The 19,321-nt window shown below is 41.2% G+C and carries 19 protein-coding genes; 7 read left to right on the forward strand and 12 right to left on the reverse strand.

The genetic code is table 11. The annotated features are described in order from the left end of the window. The first annotated feature begins 23 nt into the window (after window positions 1-23). The 7 genes from Q0976_RS10355 to Q0976_RS10385 all read left to right on the forward strand — a co-directional run bounded on the left by Q0976_RS10355 (window position 24) and on the right by Q0976_RS10385 (window position 6,021). Window positions 24-602, forward strand: coding sequence for a secretion protein EspA (locus tag Q0976_RS10355; RefSeq protein ID WP_299493665.1), 579 nt, complete (start codon window positions 24-26; stop codon window positions 600-602). Between the two features lie 37 nt (window positions 603-639). Further along, the gene (locus Q0976_RS10360) at window positions 640-1,101 is read left to right on the forward strand and encodes a SycD/LcrH family type III secretion system chaperone (RefSeq protein ID WP_299493667.1); all 462 of its coding nucleotides are present in this window, start codon (window positions 640-642) and stop codon (window positions 1,099-1,101) included. After that, window positions 1,098-2,663: a type III secretion system translocon subunit SctE gene (gene sctE, locus Q0976_RS10365; protein ID WP_299493669.1), complete on the forward strand. Its 1,566-nt coding sequence runs from the start codon at window positions 1,098-1,100 to the stop codon at window positions 2,661-2,663. The genes Q0976_RS10360 and sctE overlap by 4 nt, the downstream gene beginning before the upstream one ends. 47 nt (window positions 2,664-2,710) lie before the next feature. Continuing rightward, window positions 2,711-3,325 carry a hypothetical protein gene (locus tag Q0976_RS10370; RefSeq protein ID WP_299493671.1) on the forward strand — a complete coding sequence of 205 codons (615 nt, stop codon included), beginning with the start codon at window positions 2,711-2,713 and terminating at the stop codon, window positions 3,323-3,325. Between the two features lie 61 nt (window positions 3,326-3,386). Next, a complete protein-coding gene (locus Q0976_RS10375; RefSeq protein WP_299493673.1) occupies window positions 3,387-3,770 on the forward strand; it encodes a secretion protein in 384 nt (127 codons plus the stop codon). Between the two features lie 124 nt (window positions 3,771-3,894). Next, complete coding sequence (locus tag Q0976_RS10380; protein ID WP_299493675.1) at window positions 3,895-4,326, forward strand: hypothetical protein; 432 nt, start codon at window positions 3,895-3,897, stop codon at window positions 4,324-4,326. Between the two features lie 3 nt (window positions 4,327-4,329). Further along, the gene (locus tag Q0976_RS10385) at window positions 4,330-6,021 is read left to right on the forward strand and encodes an inositol phosphate phosphatase SopB (protein WP_299493677.1); all 1,692 of its coding nucleotides are present in this window, start codon (window positions 4,330-4,332) and stop codon (window positions 6,019-6,021) included. A 124-nt stretch (window positions 6,022-6,145) separates the two neighbouring features. Here the strand turns inward: Q0976_RS10385 and Q0976_RS10390 are convergent, their stop codons facing one another. The 12 genes from Q0976_RS10390 to Q0976_RS10445 form a co-directional block, all read right to left on the reverse strand. Continuing rightward, window positions 6,146-6,451 carry a hypothetical protein gene (locus Q0976_RS10390; RefSeq protein ID WP_299493679.1) on the reverse strand — a complete coding sequence of 102 codons (306 nt, stop codon included), beginning with the start codon at window positions 6,449-6,451 and terminating at the stop codon, window positions 6,146-6,148. A gap of 302 nt (window positions 6,452-6,753) precedes the next feature. Continuing rightward, a complete protein-coding gene (locus tag Q0976_RS10395; RefSeq protein ID WP_299493681.1) occupies window positions 6,754-7,803 on the reverse strand; it encodes an EscU/YscU/HrcU family type III secretion system export apparatus switch protein in 1,050 nt (349 codons plus the stop codon). 9 nt (window positions 7,804-7,812) lie between these two features. After that, window positions 7,813-8,601 carry a type III secretion system export apparatus subunit SctT gene (gene sctT / locus Q0976_RS10400; RefSeq protein ID WP_299493682.1) on the reverse strand — a complete coding sequence of 263 codons (789 nt, stop codon included), beginning with the start codon at window positions 8,599-8,601 and terminating at the stop codon, window positions 7,813-7,815. 65 nt (window positions 8,602-8,666) lie between these two features. After that, window positions 8,667-8,939, reverse strand: coding sequence for a type III secretion system export apparatus subunit SctS (gene sctS, locus Q0976_RS10405; protein ID WP_298774073.1), 273 nt, complete (start codon window positions 8,937-8,939; stop codon window positions 8,667-8,669). Between the two features lie 80 nt (window positions 8,940-9,019). Continuing rightward, complete coding sequence (gene sctR / locus Q0976_RS10410; RefSeq protein ID WP_299493684.1) at window positions 9,020-9,670, reverse strand: type III secretion system export apparatus subunit SctR; 651 nt, start codon at window positions 9,668-9,670, stop codon at window positions 9,020-9,022. Between the two features lie 97 nt (window positions 9,671-9,767). Continuing rightward, on the reverse strand, window positions 9,768-10,619 hold the full coding sequence (locus Q0976_RS10415) for a hypothetical protein (RefSeq protein WP_299493686.1): 852 nt from the start codon (window positions 10,617-10,619) through the stop codon (window positions 9,768-9,770). Beyond that, window positions 10,606-11,040 (reverse strand): hypothetical protein, encoded by a 435-nt coding sequence (locus tag Q0976_RS10420; RefSeq protein WP_299493688.1) that lies wholly within the window; start codon window positions 11,038-11,040, stop codon window positions 10,606-10,608. The genes Q0976_RS10415 and Q0976_RS10420 overlap by 14 nt, the downstream gene beginning before the upstream one ends. Then, the gene (locus Q0976_RS10425; protein WP_299493690.1) at window positions 11,030-11,434 is read right to left on the reverse strand and encodes a hypothetical protein; all 405 of its coding nucleotides are present in this window, start codon (window positions 11,432-11,434) and stop codon (window positions 11,030-11,032) included. Before Q0976_RS10425 ends, Q0976_RS10420 begins: the two co-directional genes overlap by 11 nt. A 16-nt stretch (window positions 11,435-11,450) precedes the next feature. Then, window positions 11,451-12,770, reverse strand: a complete 1,320-nt coding sequence (locus Q0976_RS10430; protein WP_299493692.1) for an EscN/YscN/HrcN family type III secretion system ATPase — start codon at window positions 12,768-12,770, stop codon at window positions 11,451-11,453. Next, the gene (locus Q0976_RS10435) at window positions 12,757-14,811 is read right to left on the reverse strand and encodes an EscV/YscV/HrcV family type III secretion system export apparatus protein (RefSeq protein ID WP_299493694.1); all 2,055 of its coding nucleotides are present in this window, start codon (window positions 14,809-14,811) and stop codon (window positions 12,757-12,759) included. Before Q0976_RS10435 ends, Q0976_RS10430 begins: the two co-directional genes overlap by 14 nt. Next, window positions 14,808-15,170 (reverse strand): type III secretion apparatus, encoded by a 363-nt coding sequence (locus Q0976_RS10440; RefSeq protein WP_299493696.1) that lies wholly within the window; start codon window positions 15,168-15,170, stop codon window positions 14,808-14,810. Before Q0976_RS10440 ends, Q0976_RS10435 begins: the two co-directional genes overlap by 4 nt. Before the next feature lie 161 nt (window positions 15,171-15,331). Continuing rightward, window positions 15,332-19,318, reverse strand: coding sequence for a hypothetical protein (locus Q0976_RS10445; protein WP_299493698.1), 3,987 nt, complete (start codon window positions 19,316-19,318; stop codon window positions 15,332-15,334). Window positions 19,319-19,321: the final 3 nt, after the last annotated feature.

Raw genomic sequence — 19,321 nt, forward strand, 5'->3', positions numbered from 1 at the left:
TATTTTTTTAAAAAGGACTCATTATGTCAACCACCATAGGCAGCACCCATACAATACGCGATCAAAATAGAACCGATGAACAGCAACATTATATTTCTCGTCAGGGTGATAATGTGTTATCGGGCGGTATCGCCGTACTTTACATGTTCATGAACTTGCTCTCAGAAATGGCTGACTCCATGTACGCCGACATGCAAGCTCAATCAGATATTACCCGCGAAGCGCAAAGTTATGCTAACCGAGTTGATAGTGCTATCGCAACCGCCGCTAAAGACGGCGATAAAGGCACCGCAAGCATTGATGCTGAAACCTATCAGTACATGAAAGACAACAACATTACCATTGAAGGTAAAACCATTGACGACTACCTTGGTGTCACTGATTCAAGTGGCGCAACAAGCAAAAAGCTCGATCAAGGTGAACTACAAGCGGTAAAAGCCTCACTTGAAACGGTATCAAACCAAGCCTCTGACTATGTTTCCCAATCGCAGTTGCAACTGCAAAAACTCATGCAAACTTACAACGTTACCGTAAGTTTAATTAATAGTATGCAGACGTTACTTGCCGATATGAACAAGTCAATTGCACAAAATATCCGTTAAAAACTGGTTTAACACAATTGAATAATAAGGCTCCCTTATGAAACAAGAAGAGTTTGATACCTTACAACAGTTTTTAAAACGTGGTGGCTCACTGACCATGTTAGCCGACACCGACCCACAAGACTTGGCCACTTTGTATCAGTATGCAATACAACTTATGAGCTGTAATGACTTTGAAGCAGCCAAACGGGTATTGTATTTACTCATGCGCCTCGATCATTGGAGTTATGATTATAACTTTAACCTTGGGATCTGTTATCAACAAACTGGTGCACATGAAGAAGCGATATTTTGCTTTGGACGCGCAGGAACCATTGAAGTCGACAAGCCTTTTAGTGCTTATCAAGCTGCCCTAAGTTATGTCCAGCTTGGTAACCTAAAGAGTGCCCAAAATGCCCTCGAATCCGCCATGATCTGGTGCCATACCCATACTCAATATGCCGATATCAAAAAAGATGTTGAAAGTCAGCTTAAAACGATAAAAGAGGCGACACAATGACAACCACAGTTCAAAACGATACCAGCAACATAGTTAATCCAGCCTTCATTAACGGGGTTGATCAAACACAAGCGCCATCAAAAGCTGGACTGCCGACTTGGCAAAACAGCTCTAATGCTGTGTATCAACATCAAACACAAAAAAATGCCAATGTCAGCATGAAGCAAGCTGAGCAAGCATTACAAAATATTTTTAGGCAGTTTAATGCATTAATCGATCAAGGCGATAACACCGATCCTGATACACAGCCGTCTAAAATATCCATGAGCCTGTCTTTATTAGAAAAGACCTCCATGGATAGCATGATGCTCATGGCCACAAACCTTGGATTAGCCACATTTGCTAGTTCAGCTGATGCTGCAGCCAAAAGCATGCAAATCCAAACAGAAACACAAACTTACCTAAGAAATGAGCAAGTTAAAGACTTCCAAGAGCAACTGGCTAAAAATATTGAAGCCGCTGATAAAGCCAAAAAAGGGGGCATTGTTCAAGTGGTGTTTGATTGGGCCATTGCCACCGCTGAGGTCATTTATGGCGCGGTTAAAGTAGCAGGCGCCATCGCCACTGGCGATGTTGTCGCAGGCGCAGCTGGCGGAGCTTACATTATGGCGGGCCTAGCTGGAATGGTGAAAGCCACGGCAGAAACCCTTATTCTTATGGCTGACGAGCTCGGTCTTGATGACAAAGACATCGCTAAACTAAAACAAGTGGCCGATATTGCCGGTAAAGTGCAACTGGCCATGGAAATTACTGCTGCCGCTGTGGACTTATTCCAGGCAGGGCGTGCTATTTATGCGGCGCGATCAGCGACTACTGCCACCCAAACCGCAATGACTCAAGCTGCGCCGCTAATCGCCCAAGAAGCAGCAACGGCTTCAGTAGCACACGGCGCTACTGCTGCTACACAAGCAGCAGCAAAAGAAGCAGCAACACAAGCATCGAAAGCCATTGCAGAAAATGTCGCTCAACAAGTCTCCCAACAAGTGGCGCAACAAATCGCCACCGAAATGCCCAAAGCGGTTGCCAGTGAAGTAGCCAAAGCCATGGCTAAAGAGGTGGGAATAAAGGTCACTGAAAAAATCTCTGACGAGATGGCTCAACACTTGATCCAAGAAGCCATTAAACGGGTAGTCAGAGAAGCCGTAGAAGAAGCCGCTAAAGTCGCCATCAACAAAGCTGTCGAACAAGGCATCGTCATGACCACCCAAGAAATTACTAAGCTAGCAGTGAGAGAAGCCGCTGCTGGTATGACCAAACTCGCTATCACAGCTGCAACATCAGCCGTATTCGCCACCCTTCAAGGTACGGCAACGGGCATATCAAAAGTAACCACTGGCGCGATTGACCTTGAGCGTGCAGAACTACAGAAAAAAATTGATGAGCTCATTCTTGAACAAGATTTTCTTCAATGGTGCTATCAATGGTTTGATGATATGAAGAAACAGCAAACCAAAATGTTAGAAGAAGCTGTAAGTAAACAAGGGGATACCCTAAGCAGTGGCTCTCAAAGCATTATGGAGTCCGGTAGCTTACAAGCACAAATTGCCAGTACCACAGTTTAATTTATTTTTATAACACATTGTTTAACACATATTTAGAGGTCAATAATATGACAACTCCTATCGATACAAATCAGTCTCCCGACCACACCAGTGCTATCAGCTATGGCAGCTATAGCAGCGGCATGAATGCCATTGCAATGATCAATGAAATCATGGTGCAAATGCAAGATTTATTAGAAGAGCTTCGCAATATGATGCAAGAGTACAGTCAGTCTCAAAGTGATTTAGGCTGGGAAATCCAAATGGCTGGGATTAAAGAGAAGAAAGCAGGGATTGAAGATGCATTTGATGCAGCAGTCAAAGGTGCTTGGGCCACAATAGGCTCAGGTGGTCTAGCCGTAATAGGTTCCACTATTGGAGGCATTGGTGGAGCAAGCAGCAACTCAATAACACAACATATATCTAAATCTACTTCGACTCTTTTACAAGCGGGTGGACAAGTCACAGAAGGCGGTTTAAAGCTGGATCTTGCTGAAGACACCAAAAATGCCGATAAGAAAAGGGCTGATGGCGACCTAATTATGTCGGGTGCGCAGCAATACGCTAAAAATATCAGTGAACTCAGAGATCTTATTCAACAAGTTCGTCAGCAATTACAGTCACTCACCAAAGATTTGGTGGAAGTTAAAGCCAAGATGGACAACTCAGTGAATATTCGTTAAGTCCACTTCACTTCATTTAATGAGTCAATAACAATCATTGGCTCTCTTGAGGAAAAACATCATGGATCCTGTAACACGTTACCTCGCTCGTCAGGGGATTAAAACAACTGATGATTACTTTAAAGGCAGTGCATTGCATTGGGGACAACGCTGGGAGCACCCTATGTGGTCGCTCGTCTATCGCGTTGAAAAAGATGTACTCATTTTTTGTGAGTTTAAAAGTAAGGGCGATCCAGTTGGCATTAGCAGCGCCGTATCTCAATTCATTAATAAAATACGTGTACTACGTCGTGACATAAAAGAAATCAAAGAAATTAGAGGACTCATACTAGAAGATGGTGGCTTACCCGAAGAAAGACTCACTCGGCAAACCTTCAGAAAACAATTTATTTTACAAGGCGGTAAAGAAAGAGTCATTGATGGAGATAATTGGTTAGTTTACTGAACAACACAAAACAAAAATAATGCATAACTATCAATAATTATAAACTAGCAACTCAAAGTTAATAATAATTTTTATGATAAAAAGTGATGAACCACCTTAACAATGAATAACCGCAGGAAGTATTATGAGTAATGTCATTAACCTACAATTCAACCAAGCTTTCCATATATTAGCTGAAGCTTTTTTTAAACATCAATCACTGCCCTATCAACGCAGTGATATATACGATCTTGCCCTCACCTTACCGGGCGAAGAATCAACACCTCTTGTGCTTATGCCCTTAACCGAGAAAGAGGGGTTATTCTTATCCAAAGTCATTTTAGAGACCGACATCAATAGTACACTGTTAGCATTTTTCATGGAACGTAATCAGTGCAATGTCCAATCCATTATCCGCTATGCACTCAATAGCGATCCTCAGGGGCAAACGCACATCATGGCTCAATGCCAATTCAATCTTCAGGCTATGGAATTACCTGAATTATTAAATATCTATGAAGAATACACCAAGGAATTAATCGAGATGCTCCATGACTTAGAAGTGATAGGGAGATAAACTATGCCTGCCGGAATAACAAATGAACAAGCACAAGCATTAGCCACTAACCCCTATGCACAAGATGGAAAATTAACTGATCAAGAAGCACATTACCAAGAAGATTTAGCCATCGTTAAAAGCTACATTACACAAATCAGAACTGAGCTAACGGATATAAAGTCAGCACTAACGTCTAAGCAAATGACTAAAGTTGTGCTCTCATTACCCGATTTTAAAGCAGATGGAGTATCTCATACCCATCTCAGCAGCACGGCGCAAAAAATTCATGCTTTTGCAAGCAGCATCAAAGCCAATAATCATCGCTCCCCAGAGTCAGATATTGACAATAGCCGTGCCAACAATCAAGTCAATGTACGTAATGCCCTTATCAATACACTCCAAACACAAGATGACATCAAAATAAAAGGTGACGACTTAGCGTTTAAATTTACCGTTAAGCCATTCCAGACAAGCCAAACACCTGTGAATGGAGGCCGTATTGAAAGTCAAACTTCTATGTGGGGTACTGCTCTCACCAGCTTAAGCGGAAAGCACAGCAGTAAGTTACCAGGATCGCAAATTGATACCGCCAACCCTAAAACGGCATTAAGCAATACTATGATCCGCTCCGTTAAGCCTATTGCGACGTATGGGCTTAATTCTCCCCAAAAAGAAGCGTTCCAATTTGGCCGTGCAGGCTTCTGGCAGCCAGGCCAAGGCAGCACTGTCAACGAGCAAATTGATATCCTACAAAAAAGTACAGGTAAAACGGTAGGTGGACGTCATTTTGATTTACGCTTAATGAATCCAGATGAAAATAAAAAAGCCTTGGCACAACATAAAGCCACAATAGATCAAGCCAATAAAATACGTCAAGAGGAGGGAAAAGCGCCTATCAGTACCTGTACTATTCCCATTAACCAAAATAAAATGACATTTGGAGATGAACTCAAACAGGCACCAGTAATGCTTGGTAACTTCATTAAACATAATGGTTTTTCTTTAAAGAGCATTGGAGCTATATTGGCGACAGCGATTGCTACTCCTATCGCCTTGGCTGTTGCAACTGTTGCCACAGTTACCGTTGCCCCAGCCATATACCTAAATTCACTTCGCAATGATACGCTTAACATTGGTGCAATGATCGAATGGCTAGAAGCAAAAGATGGAATAACTAACCAGCTAGAAGAATTTAAAGCAATTCACTTAGAGCTGCAGGAAGAATATAAGCATAATCCTTCAACAGAGCTAGAAGTACAATTAGAAAACGCGAAACAGTTATTACAGATCACTGAAAATCTGACAAATGCTATTTACAACAAAATAAATGATGGTGAAGGAAGTGCCCCAGATGGCATGGAAGGACTGATGTTATCAGCATTGATGATGAAAACAGCAGATGCGCTAGGCATGTCAGTGAGTGAAGGTTGTAAAAGTAACAAAGATCGAGCTACGGTTGTTGATATGATGGTTCAAGCTATGGAGTTTAAAAACAAAGATAATCCTGATAGTGAATATCAATTATTAGATTTTAGTGAAAAAGAAGATAGGACAATTTTTAAAGATGTTGTTCTTAATGCAGCAACGCGAGAAACTTCACTTAATAATACGGGTGTCAATGGAAATCTTTTCTTTTCAGGTGATTTACGTCAAGTGTTAGGCAGTGATGGGCTCAGAGCCTTCACTGGTGATGCTGCGCCTAAAACAGAATAATCCATATCCTCAAAGCAGCCATCAAGTGATGGCTGTTTTTATTGCGCTGCTTTTTATCTCTTAGCCAGGCCATTAATTTTCAACAGTCCCCAATAAAGCTAACCTATCAATCTCAAGCATCTGATTATTCTTCAGCCTCTGTCTCTTCATCGCTTGCCTGTACCTCACCTTCTTCGATTGGTGTCTCTTCAACAGGCGGGTTTAAAATCGCATCAAGAGGCGGCATGATGTCTCTATCAACAAAAATCTCCAAATCTTTCATTAAAATAGCTTTAATATCATCAAGCTCCACCGTTTGATCATCAAGAGAGCCCGCTTGAATAACGGTCATCAACTCTTGACTAATCGTCAATAAGTCATCTTGTATCGCGGCTTGCAACTTAGGTAAAATAAGGCCTAACTGAATACGAAAAGCAATTTCATCTGACATAACACTCTCCTTCTCTGACTCTTACATATTAAAAATGAAGCTATAAGGCTGAAAAGCATCCACTCAAAATGAATGAATACGAGACAATTCACTATACCCAATAACACCAAGGAAGCTTAAAAAAAAAAAACAGACTGGATAATATAAAACTTTAAAAATCAAACTATTAAAAATAAAAGTAAGAATATGACCTCTAAAGCGTCAACTTTAGAGTCAATTAAATAAACTAGGAGAAATAGATTAGATACAAAATACTCACAAATGATAAAGCATAACTTAAAAAATCGCCTTCTAAGTTTACATTAATTGAGTTCCTCATCGTATTCTACATCCATCACAAAACGCAGTAAATCAGCGACAGGTTCAAACAAACTCTCAGGGATCACATCACCAGGCTTCACCTCTTTATACAAGGCTCTCGCTAAAGGCACATTCTCAACTATGGGTACACCTGCTTTTTCAGCCATTTTGATAATATGTAATGCCATATGATCTTTGGCTTTTTCTGTCACCTTAGGTAGGGGCGTTTCCCCTTCTTTATAATAAATACAAACCGCAAAATGCGTGGGGTTTCGCACCACTGCGGTCGCCGCCTTAACATTGCCAGCCGCACCACTGTTAATTTCACGTCCGACCTCCTTACGTTTATGCTTCATCTCAGCATTCCCTTCGGCATTTTTATGCTCTTGCTTAGTATCTTCTTTGGACATTCTCAATTGTTTCATCACAGTAAAACGCTGAAACCCATAATCTGCTAACGCAAACACGAGATAGCAAGCAATGAAGCTCATCCATAGCCAAGTGCCCATTTGAAATGTCACCATCAAGCCACAGGTCTCACCACATAAAGGTAAATATTGAAAAGAATTAACGTATTGATGTAATAAATAGTAGAACACACAGCTGAGCACAATCACTTTGGTCAAGTTTTTAGCAAACTCAAATAAGCTTTTAAACGATACTAACTGTTTCGCATTTTGAAGCACATTCAGTTTTTTAAAGCTGGGCATTACTGCTTTTGAGGCCATTAAGGGACCAATTTGAACCAAAGTCGATATCACGGTTGTCGCCGCTAGCAGTAATCCCAATCCACCCACATAACGAATAAAAAGATCGACAAATTCGTTAATGACCAAACCAGATGCTTGCTCTAAAGGCAAGTTAACACTGCTTATCATAACATCTATCATATGAATAATGGCTTGCAGCATTTCTCGGCCATTATAAAAAAAGTAACCCAAAATAACGGCCATTTGGATCCCTGTCAGGACTTCCTGGCTTTTAATTACCTGCCCTTCTTTACGGGCATCTTTTATTTTCTTGGGGGTGGGTTTCTCTGTTTTTTCTGACATTGCACCCTGCTACTTATCTGTGCCAAATAAAATAAATAACTGACCAATCTCTTTTTCAAACGCATGTATTTGCTGTAAATAATGGGATAGTGCAAATTCAATACTATAAAGCAGTAATAACAAGACTAAACCACTTTTTATGGGCATTGCCAAAAAGAACACGTTTAATTGTTGAGCCGAACGATTGACAAGCCCTAACGCTAAATCGACCAAAATCATGATCACAATCGCCGGCATCGCAAAACTTAAGCACAAGGTTGACATTAATCGCCATTGTTTATTAATAAAGTCCAGTAAGTCATTTGAAAAAAACAATTCCGATCCAACGGGTAATTGGTTGTAGGACTGATAAAGAGACGTCAGCAACTCATTAAAACCGCCAGAGACTAAAAATAACACGGTAAGCACTTGTGTAAACAAAATGCCGTAAATAGATGATTGCACATTCATTAATGGGTTCAATACCGTCGCCATTGAAGCACCACGCATGTTATCAATGACAAAGCCCGCCATATCTATTGCCCAAAAAGGAATCGCGGCACAAAAACCTAATAAAAAACCAACAATAATTTCTTTCGTAAAAAGCTTAACTAAAAACCACATATCCCCTTGCAGCAAAGTCTCTTGCATATCACTTAAAACGGGGATCACTGGCATCGCAAACAAAAAAACCAACGCATTTCGAATTAAAGTACTGCTCATTGCTCCACCCTTAAAGATGGGCAAGAGTAACATCATGCCTAAAGGACGCATCATACACAGCGCAATAACAGGCAGGTATTGCATTGGATTATCCATTAACGACCTCTCATAAGGCTAATTCGAGCACATGTCATCAAAATAAGACTCAACAAAATTCAGTATTAGCCGCCTCTCATATGACTTATCTGATCAAACGTCATCGTGGCATAACTGAGCAAAGCACTGCCCATCCAATGATAAGACGCCACTAATGTAATACAAACAGCCACCAACTTAATTAAGAACTGCAAGGTTTGATCTTGAATTTGAGTCAAAGCTTGTACTAGACTCACCATCACCCCGACCACAGATGCCACAACAACGACAGGTAACGATAACAAGAGCACAATCCACAGTAACTCAGAGGTCAGTTTAATAATTAATGCTTCACTCATACCAATCCTTTCTTACCATACTGTTATTCATGATCTTAATATCAACAATCAGCTTTCTTGCACGTTCAACAATATTTGTTTCATGAAAACGAGATCATTAATTGACCCACCAGCTTTTCCCACCCCCCCATTAAAATGAAAATAAGGAGTTTGAAAGGTAATGAAATCGTCATGGGTGATACCATCATCATCCCCATTGCCAATAAGATATTTGACACGACCAAATCAATGGCAATAAAAGGTAAATAAAGTAATAAACCAATCTTGAAGGCTTCAATTAATTGGCTTAATGCAAAAGCTGGGATCATCACCAGTAATGACTCTTTTGAGAGAATGTCATGATACTTCTGCGGCCAAATTTTCTGACCCACATTAATAAAGAAATAAGACTGTTTGGTACTGGTATTACGATCTAAAAATTCACGATAAGGGACCAATACTTGCGTATCCACCTTACTCATCAATTGAGGATCATCAAGGGTTATCGGCGATACTTCTAAACTATCATTCACGGCCATGCCGATTGGCGCCATCGTAAATAATGTGAGGACTAACGCTAAGCCATAAATCGCCATATTAGGTGGAATTTGCTGGATCCCTAACGCATTACGTAGCATAGCAAAAACAATAGCAAGCTTTAAAAAAGAAGTGCCCATTACTGCAAACAATGGCAATAAAGACAAGCCAAACAACAAGATTATCAGCTGAAAAGGTTGATCGAGTATCGCCATTTGGCATCTCCTTTAGTCTAAGATGCCATGATGACCGCATTATGTTTTTATCACTATCAGGTGAAAACCTGACATCATTAAATAAAGCGTGATGAGCTTAGTGAAAATATTCTTCTATTTGAATTAAGAGCCCACCTCGTCCTCTCATTAAAGTACCCGTGGCCGCAATCTCATCACCATGGGTCAGTTGTGCCTGACTGTACATATTCATGTCACCCGATAAACGATCCCCCTCCATCATACTGCCAATTTGTGCAAGTGATAACTCAATGCTTGCCAGCTTAGCCACTAGCGGAGGATGTACAAAATTCAGTTTGTGACTCATCTGCTCAATAATAATGCCATTTACATCAATATCATCAAGCGATACCACGGCAATGGGCCTGTCCCACCAAAGTATAGATTGCCCTTGTTCTGGCTTAACATCACCTTTAAGCCATTGTCCTTCACTGACTTGAACACGATGATAATCTTCACTGGACTGTTCGATATACCCTGCCACTAAACTCAGTTCAACCAAGGGCTCTTGCCCACGAAAAGGTGACCACTGGGTTATCATATCTTGATACAAATTAACCGGCACCTGAAGAAAAGCACAGCCATAATCATCAAACGACATGAATGGATAAATATCATCAGCTAATACCATCGATACTGGCGACTCTTCCAATAACTCTCCCAGCCAATCTCCAACAGGTTCAAACAAAATGGCTGAAACACATGCGAGCAATTCATCAGGAAGTACACTAGGATCAGGTAGCGCTGAATAGTGTTCAACAAGCTGCTGCCAATCATTATAACTACACCAGACGCCAACGCCAGAAGCTTGTCCCTTCATTTGCCAAAAAAAACCATCACCGGATCGCCGCGCGAGTTCAATTTTACATCGCTCATTTTGCAAACCGGTTCCAATAATCTGACTTAAACTTAATAATTCATTCGCCGACACGTTTCACCTCCAATGTCACTGGCGTTGGACGCGTTTGTAATTGCTCAGTTAATTTTTCAGCTACCTTATTAAGCGCACTTTCCTGCCGTTCATTTGCTGGAAACAGCTTAATCACAGCCTGATTCTGGCGGTAACTGGCCTGAATAATCAGCCCCATCATAGGCCCATTTAACAAACGATAACATAACATATCACCTTGGCGCATGATTTCAGCACTGCCTTTGCGATACACACCACCGTCTTGACTTAACATCGCTAAACCGGCTTTATCTATTCCAGTACGAGTCTGCTTATCTAAGTCTTTTGATATTGACATACAACGGGAAAAGCGGTCACGTAGCTCAGAGTCAGGATCACCTCGCTCTTCAACTGACATGACTCTCATGAAATGTGCCTTATCAACACTCAGATTATGACTCATCAAGTACCACCTTTAGTTTTTCTTGATCTTTTAAGAGCTTTTGAATATCAAAATTAAATTTCACTATGGCTTGCTCAACATCAGCCAGTCGTTCTTTATGCTCAAGAATAGACTGAGCTAAAGCACGCTCTTTTTGGTATTGCCTTGCCAAAGCTAATTTAAAATCATCAAATTCACTCGGCGTTAAACTCTCTTCGGGTAACGTTTGCTGACGTATCGCCAATAACACCGCTTTTCTTTGCTCAGTAACAGAACTAATATCTCGCTTTATACTGGCGCATTGCGTTTCAAGTTCAACCAGTTTCCGCCTTAGCTTATCTTCTTTTTGTTTACGAATAACCACCAATCGAGCCAGCATTATCTTGTCTGCTTCATCAATATTCAATGACGACATTCAGCCTCCTAAATACCTAACTCACCACATCAGCTAGCAAGGCAATGGTATCTTCAAAAGGACTATGTTCATCAACACCTTGCTGTAAAAAAGCTCTTACATCACTGATTTTCCTGACCGCTTCATCGGTATCAGCATCATTACCTTCTTGGTATTCTCCCACCCTAAGGAGCAGTTGAACCTCTTCATACAAAGAGAGAAATTGCCGCATTTTTGCCGCTTGTAATCGCTGTGATTTCGGCACAATTTGATCCATAACACGACTAACACTGGCATTAATATCAATAGCAGGATAATGACCAGATCCTGCTAACTTGCGCGATAACACTACGTGTCCATCTAAAATTGAGCGAACTTCATCAGCCACAGGCTCGTTAATATTATCCCCTTCAACGAGCACGGTATAAATCCCTGTAATATTACCTACTTTTGCAGGGCCTGCTCTTTCTAATAAACGCGATAAATTCACAAAAACACTCGGAGGGAAGCCGCTGGCAACAGCAGGCTCACCGGCAGCCAAGCCAATTTCCCGCCCAGCTCGAGCAAATCGCGTTAACGAGTCCACCATGAGCAAAACATTTTTACCTTGATCTCTAAAATACTCGGCTATTGTGGTTGCTGTGAGTGAGGCTTTCATTCGCTCTAATGGAGGCCTATCTGACGTTGCTACCACCATCACTGTCCGTTTGCGGGTTTCAACGGGTAAGTTGTATTCCATAAATTCGCGAACTTCCCGTCCCCGTTCCCCCACTAGCGCCAAAACAACAACATCAGCTTCGCAATGAGAGGCTATCATGCCCAGCAGCGTACTTTTCCCTCCCCCTGCTGCCGCAAATATACCTAAACGTTGGCCTTTACCGCATGTCAGTGCACTGTCTAGTGCTCTAATCCCCATAGGAAGAACTTCTGAAATCAATTGCCGACTTAACGGATCGGGCGCTTCGCTGTGATTTTCTCGAAACTCAGTACTCGGTGCATCTTGTCCATCGATAGGCTTACCCAACCCATCTAAAATACGCCCTAAAAGCCAACTGCCCACTGCGACACGATGACCGTGACCTAACAGTTCAATATCTTCCCCTGTGCGTAATTTATCCGTACTATCAAAAGGAGATAGCATGGCCTCATCACCCATCAATGCCACCACTTCAGCACTTAATCGGCCACCTATTACACATAATTCTCCTTGATGTGCACCAGGCAAAGAAGCTCGAATAAGCGTCGGTCCAATTTCTTTCACCTTACCAAAATAACGAACAGCCGGTGCGGCAGGCACATCGGTAAATAAATCCTGTGTAAGCGTATTCAATAGCGTTTCTTTATCAGGCAATTGCATCAAATTCATCCCCTACAAAATCAACATGGGCAATCACTTTAATTTCCGCATCATCACCTAACTCTTGAAAAGATAAAGCATGATAAGTGTACAAGTCTCGCTCCACGATTTTTCGTAAATAACGACGTACATCTAAAGACGTTAATAGCACACATTGCACATTGTCATTGAGCTTAGCTTTAATCGTATTTAAGATATGCTGAGTTTGATTGCCATCTAGGGCTGAATAACTGCCCGCAGTGGATTGTCTGATCCCCTCTCGGATCATATTTTCAATCCCTTCACCTATCATCACCACTGAAATCCAGCCTTGGGGCCCTGTAAAACGGCGACGAATATGTCGTCGAAGGGATATACGTACATATTCCGTTAACATGACAATGTCTTTTTCTTTGGGCACCCATGTTACTAATGTTTCAAAAATCGTACGTAAGTCTCGAATAGAAATGCCTTCTTCGACTAATCGCTGTAAGCACTCGGCAATTTTACTGACCGATAAAAGTCGCTGTAATTCTTTGACAAGCTCACCATATCGCTCTTCCATAGCATCCATCAAATAACGTGTTTCTTGTACACCAATCAATTCGTTTGCATAACGCTCGACCACTTTGCCAACTAAAAAGCTTGGGATTTTCGCACCTTGACAGAGCTTCATTTGTCCCGCTTCGGCTTGCTCAATGCTATTCCCCTGTAACCAATAAAGTGTCTCTCCACTAAAAGAGAGTATTTCTTGCCTAGCAGGTAATTGAGGTATCGTCTCATTGAGTAACACTTCTTCAGGATTTAATGCCAGCTGTAATACCGGTTCTTGATAAAGCAACACTTGACACTCGTCAGCCTGACCGCCTTTAATTCTTTGAAACTGAATGTCAGGCAAAGGCAGTCCAAGGCGTTCAAATAACTGCCAGCGAAGTCGCTGCAATTCTTCTTTAATCCCATTGCTATCCACATTTTCGCCTAAAGTTAACATCAAGGGAACAGCACTTGGCGTCATATTATCCCCATTCATTTCCCCATCAGCATTCATTTCTCCGGGGTTACTGATAGGCTCTCCAGAATCGCTGGTTTGCTTCTGTTTCTTCTGAGCATACCAACCACCAAATGCAATAAAACCACTAATCGTACCAAACACTAAAAAAGGAAAACCGGGTACTAAAGCGAAAACAAACATCACGCCACTGGCCAACATTAAAGATGCTGGCTGCTTACTCATTTGATTCACAAGATCAGATGCAAGATTTTGCCTCTGCTCACCTGGTACCCTTGTAACAATTAATCCGGCAGTGATAGAGATTAATAACGCAGGGATTTGGGCAATCAACCCATCACCAACAGATAAAACAGCATACAAGTTAAGCGCATCACCAGCCGACATATCTTGTTGCATCACACCAATTGCAATCCCGCCGATAATGTTTGTTAAAATAACGATTACCCCAGCAATGGCATCACCTTTAACAAATTTCATCGCCCCATCCATGGCACCATAAAGTTGACTTTCTTTTTGTACCAATCCCCGTTGACGTTTTGCCTCCTTAGCATCGATGACCCCTGCACGCATATCACCATCAATACTCATTTGTTTACCTGGCATACCATCAAGGGAGAAACGTGCCCCCACTTCTGCTACCCGCTCTGAGCCTTTTGTAATAACAATAAACTGAACGATGGTAATAATAGCGAAAATGATGATCCCGACTGCGAGATTACCGCCCACCACAAAATTACCAAAGGCGTAGACAATATGGCCCGCATCGGCCTGTAATAAAATAAGTCGGCTGGTGCTAATGGTTAGCGCCAGTCTAAATAAGGTCGTAATTAATAAAAGAGAAGGAAAAACGGAAAATTCAAGCGGATCTTTAATATAAATAGCAATCATCAATAGCATAATTGACAAGGCTAAATTAAAGGCAATCAACACATCAACCAGTAAAGTGGGCAATGGCAAGATCATCATAAAGACGGCGACCATCAACATGGCCCCTAGTATAATATCCTGACGTCCCGCAGCCAGTTGTAACCAACGAGTTAAGGTCTTCATAGCAAACCACCTTTGAGCACATTCGATAAAAATTTTCGCTGTGCTTTGCATATTCGATACCAGTTCATACCTTCACTATTACTTGGCATTAAACTACTAATCATTAGGCTATTTTTGACAATATAAAGGCGTTGAGGTAAGCCTAAAAAGACTTCAGGATGACAACGAGAAAGTAACGGAAGAACATCGGTTGTTTTGTGTTCTAAAAGCCAAGAGGTCATTAATAGCCGCCCTTCTTCAAGCTCCAACAAAATACCAAAAGGCGGAAAGTGGCATTCTATTTTCTCATCTAACTCTGCCGGTTTTTCACCCATTAATTGAAAAAACTGCTCTAGATTGCGCTTTATTTTCAAATCCATGACTTTCTCCCCAATATTGACAGAGAGATCATGTCTGAAACGTAAAAAATGAACTATCAGGTAAAGACCTGACCCAAGAAAATTAAATTCACATGAAATAAAAAGACACAAATAAAAAAAGTGACCATCCTTAGTCACTTTTTCTCTATCAAACCTTTAATCTAAAGTGTTGCTAAACGTTGCTCCATATTCTTGTATTTTGGCTCAAGTGCAATATCCATTGCTTGAATCTCGGCTAAAATATCTTGCTCCTTCATGTTAACATTCATTCCATTTAACACACCTTGCTTATGGGCCCGACTAACCAAGGTTCTATCTGCAATAGACTTTTTCTCTTTCTCTTGAGCAATACGCTCATCGATTTTGGCTTGTAACAAGGCTTGAAATTTCTCAACTTGCTTAGACTCTGTCTCTTTAGCGACAATGGCCACATTATCTTCTTTGAATCGCGCAATATTAAAGCCTAATACTGTCTCTTCATTCTTAGTTAATTGTAGTTTTTTTGTCGCCTCGCCAATACGCTGCAATGTCATCGCTTGTTTAACTCTTGTGGCAGTCGCTTTTAAATCAAATCCATACCCACCAAGAAAATCGACCGTTGCGGCATACTTCATCAAAATACCACTGGCAAAGGGTCCGCTTATCGCAGCCACTAAACCGACAGCACCGGCAATAGCAAACGGCAAGCCACCAGTCCCCAACGTTAATAACACTGCGCCAGCTACCACTGATGCCGCAATTCCACCAGTAACAATTGCAGTGCTCACAGCTAACACTTTGGCTTGTGCTGTCGAGAAAGACCACCAATTTTTAACATCGGTCTTTAGCCTATCAAGCATGCCCGTGGTGCCAACCTCTTGAATATCCTTAACACGAGTGCCCACTTGTACCATGATTTCACGAGAAGCCACATAACTCTTCATCGCATCCATACGCTGAGTCATCGTACCTTGAGTCTTAACCGCTGTCATAATACCGCTGATCATCACTTCTCTTTCACGATTATTTGATACTTTTTTGGCTAATTCAACCTCTGCTTTGGTTTGCAAAATCCCCGCCATGCCACCTAAAGCCATTTTACTGAGACCACTCACACCAGGGATCTTACCAATCACGCCAGAGAATAAATTCCCTTCTACAAGACCTTGCGCAGCATTGGCCACATAAGGTGCTGCACTGGCAAGGTAAAGTAACGCAATCATTTCAGGTGTCATGGCTAATTGTTCAACGGATGGTAAGATTTCTCTTTCACCAACCAGTAAGTCTTTCACTTGATTTTCAATAGAGGCTTTAGACCAAACATTATTGGCCATATCTTCTAGTTGCTGGCCAAAACTACCACCACCTGACGCAATAATCGAATAAGCATGGGATAAACTGCCCCCTAACGCCGCCGCCTCACTGGGATGTTTTTGAGCCCAATGGTATAAATCTTGTAAACTTTGAGTAATAGCAGAAGTGGGTGCGGGTTCTCCCGGTAAAGACGCTTTGCCACTTGAGGTCATTGTCACCCCAAGTTGGTATAAAGCTTGATTGATACTGGTCATGCCATTTTTAGCCAATTGACGCTCAAGCACTAACTGCTCAAAACTTGGCCGATAATCTTGCCCCCAATCACCCAAAACATTTTGAGTCGTCCAGCTTTTCCAAGCGTCGAGACTTAAATAACCGCCGCCATCAGGAAAACCACCATTTTGCATCACCTGAATATAGCTTTCTTTCAGTTTTAGCAAGTTTGCCGCATAAACAGCATCCATCGCTTTCACTTGCACTTTTAAGCTTTCAATGTTGTAAGACAGCTTTACCAGTGTCTTCAACTCCGCTTGTCCTAACTTAGGAGATAGAGTCGTTAAAGCTTGAAGACTTCCATTGATACATTGCGCTCTTTTCAGCTCATATTGATCATATGCGCTTTTTAATACCTCATAATTTTCTACGCCACGTTCAGGCTTAACGACAGGAGGGTTTTCCTTTTCAAATACAGCATAATCTTGTGCACTCTGCTCTGTCACTTTTTTAAGACTATTTTCAATCCCGTTAGGATAAGCACGTATATGCTGCTTAAATAGCTCCGCCCGCTCTTTTTCAAGTGCGACTAAACTGGGCGAAATCACTAATAAGGCTTTATTATTCGCTCTCAAAAGTGGCAACTGCTCAAGATACATCTGTAAATTAATTTTAGCCTTAGCACTTTTAATCTCTTGACCAATTTCTTTTAATTGCGCCTCCAGCGGCTCTAAACGATCAAGATTTTGATTACCAACAGCTCTAACATTGGCAGTCAATTTGATTTCTGTCACCACTGATGCAAACAATTGTGTTTGTGCAAGCTCACTGGTGACCTCTTGTAATTGCTTGTTAAATAATGCCGTCAATTGTGGTTTATTTTGTGAGCTTAATGCCATGAGCAAAGCATTAAGTGCCTTTTTCTGACTCGACAACGCTTCAACTTTAGCTTGTAGCATCATATGGTATTGCTCAGGCTCTTTCTTTACTAGACCATATAAGCCTTCCCTATGAGCGAGTATATTTTGAAACATTTCACCATAGCTTTGCTTAAAATTATCTGGTTTTGTACGTTCAAAATTATCAAGTAAATCATTAGCACTAGACAATGCATCGGCAGGATTAGTATCGTCCACACTGACTTCTAAGTGCTCTTTAAATTTAGCCAGTTCAGCTTGAAGTACTGTATTTTCAGTAACTTCATCGACGCGAAAATCACCAAGACCGTCCGCATCTTGTAAGAACTCTAGCGTCCTTAGACGTAAGTTTTCTTCTGTGACACCATTTTCGGCTTTTTCAATTTGAGATAAGGTCTCCTTGAGTACATCACGGCTATCAATCACACGCTGCTCTTGACCGGTTAATAGTAAATCACGATCTAAATTTTGTTGCTTTACTTTCTCCTTCGTTGCAATCAGTACTTCTTCAATGAACGCGCTCACTCTCTCTTTCGCAGCCTGATTAATTAATGCCATTGGAAGCTTTGCCAAACTGCCAACTAACTCTTCGGATTGATCAACTAATTCCGCTTTTAAAAAGTGCGATAGCATTTTACCTAATACAGGTAAATCAGGTTGGTAATCTTGTGACGCCATAACGGTCACTAAGCGATCTTTAACATCTTGTTTTCGGCCAATATTAGCCATAGAATCAAAGATATCACAATAAAAAACCAATGCAGACAAAGACGTCACAGACGCTTTGACATCATCAGGCAACTTTTTTTGAAATGCACTAAGTTGCTCTCTAACAGTACTTATTACATCATTTTGAAGATCGTTTTGGTATTCTTCAACAGCAGCATCTAACGATTTAATCACTTCCTTTTGAGTTTGACATTCACCTAGCAAAGCAGTAATTGAATCTGGTACCTTACCCGATGAAAAGTGCTTCGTTATTTCGTCCGTTACTGCATCTCTTGCCGCTTCTAGTTCTTCCACTGCTTTTTTCAAAGCATTTGCATTAACTTGATGCTGACTATCAAGTACATTCTGAGTACCACTATTAAACCCAGTAACCAGAGACTCTGTTAACTTGCTTAACGCTATTTGTTTTTGATTATACTGCTCGACTTTTTTCTGCACATCGAGAACACTTTGTGGTTCATGACCAACATTAACTCCAGGTATTATATTTAAACCGTACGAGCCATAATGTAGTAGCGAATTAACCGTCGTCGGTTTAGTCATCGCTTTTGGTAATTCAGTGCTAACTAAATCTTCTATCGCACCTTGAAAATGATCATTCGCATCTCTCAGTGCAATAGCCGCTTTATTTTTAATGGGATCCAACTCTACCCATTTTTTCATAAACGCTGCAGTATCTCTTGTTGACTCAACCACACCAGCCATCACATTCGACGTCACTGCCACTTGTCGCGCTTTCAATGACTTTGGCTGTTTTAACTCCACTTCACTTTCATTAGAAGCACTCAGCGACATTAAAGCTGTTCGATAAGCATTAACTTCTTCAGGCGTAAAGCCTTTAATAACAGAACCATTACTGCTAAATTGACGAATATCTTGGACCAAACTGACTGAACGGCCTTTAAAGGAGCCACCATTGATACAACTTGAGTCATGACTTTCTTTGATTGAATGTACATTACTGCCACTAATCTGGCTAACACCATTACCACACATATC

This window comes from uncultured Shewanella sp. (assembly GCF_947501665.1).
Lineage (GTDB): Bacteria > Pseudomonadota > Gammaproteobacteria > Enterobacterales > Shewanellaceae > Shewanella.

Excerpts from the sequence above, each read along its gene's own strand:
- Q0976_RS10370 (WP_299493671.1), top strand. The coding sequence starts at position 2,711 with ATGACAACTCCTATCGATACAAATCAGTCTCCCGACCACACCAGTGCT.
- Q0976_RS10380 (WP_299493675.1), top strand. The coding sequence starts at position 3,895 with ATGAGTAATGTCATTAACCTACAATTCAACCAAGCTTTCCATATATTA.
- Q0976_RS10355 (WP_299493665.1), top strand. The coding sequence starts at position 24 with ATGTCAACCACCATAGGCAGCACCCATACAATACGCGATCAAAATAGA.
- sctR (WP_299493684.1), bottom strand. The coding sequence starts at position 9,670 with ATGGCGATACTCGATCAACCTTTTCAGCTGATAATCTTGTTGTTTGGC.
- Q0976_RS10425 (WP_299493690.1), bottom strand. The coding sequence starts at position 11,434 with ATGTCGTCATTGAATATTGATGAAGCAGACAAGATAATGCTGGCTCGA.
- Q0976_RS10395 (WP_299493681.1), bottom strand. The coding sequence starts at position 7,803 with ATGTCAGAAAAAACAGAGAAACCCACCCCCAAGAAAATAAAAGATGCC.
- Q0976_RS10360 (WP_299493667.1), top strand. The coding sequence starts at position 640 with ATGAAACAAGAAGAGTTTGATACCTTACAACAGTTTTTAAAACGTGGT.
- Q0976_RS10390 (WP_299493679.1), bottom strand. The coding sequence starts at position 6,451 with ATGTCAGATGAAATTGCTTTTCGTATTCAGTTAGGCCTTATTTTACCT.
- Q0976_RS10430 (WP_299493692.1), bottom strand. The coding sequence starts at position 12,770 with ATGCAATTGCCTGATAAAGAAACGCTATTGAATACGCTTACACAGGAT.
- Q0976_RS10445 (WP_299493698.1), bottom strand. The coding sequence starts at position 19,318 with ATGTGTGGTAATGGTGTTAGCCAGATTAGTGGCAGTAATGTACATTCA.
- Q0976_RS10420 (WP_299493688.1), bottom strand. The coding sequence starts at position 11,040 with ATGAGTCATAATCTGAGTGTTGATAAGGCACATTTCATGAGAGTCATG.
- sctS (WP_298774073.1), bottom strand. The coding sequence starts at position 8,939 with ATGAGTGAAGCATTAATTATTAAACTGACCTCTGAGTTACTGTGGATT.
- Q0976_RS10375 (WP_299493673.1), top strand. The coding sequence starts at position 3,387 with ATGGATCCTGTAACACGTTACCTCGCTCGTCAGGGGATTAAAACAACT.
- Q0976_RS10440 (WP_299493696.1), bottom strand. The coding sequence starts at position 15,170 with ATGGATTTGAAAATAAAGCGCAATCTAGAGCAGTTTTTTCAATTAATG.
- sctT (WP_299493682.1), bottom strand. The coding sequence starts at position 8,601 with ATGGATAATCCAATGCAATACCTGCCTGTTATTGCGCTGTGTATGATG.
- Q0976_RS10435 (WP_299493694.1), bottom strand. The coding sequence starts at position 14,811 with ATGAAGACCTTAACTCGTTGGTTACAACTGGCTGCGGGACGTCAGGAT.
- Q0976_RS10385 (WP_299493677.1), top strand. The coding sequence starts at position 4,330 with ATGCCTGCCGGAATAACAAATGAACAAGCACAAGCATTAGCCACTAAC.
- sctE (WP_299493669.1), top strand. The coding sequence starts at position 1,098 with ATGACAACCACAGTTCAAAACGATACCAGCAACATAGTTAATCCAGCC.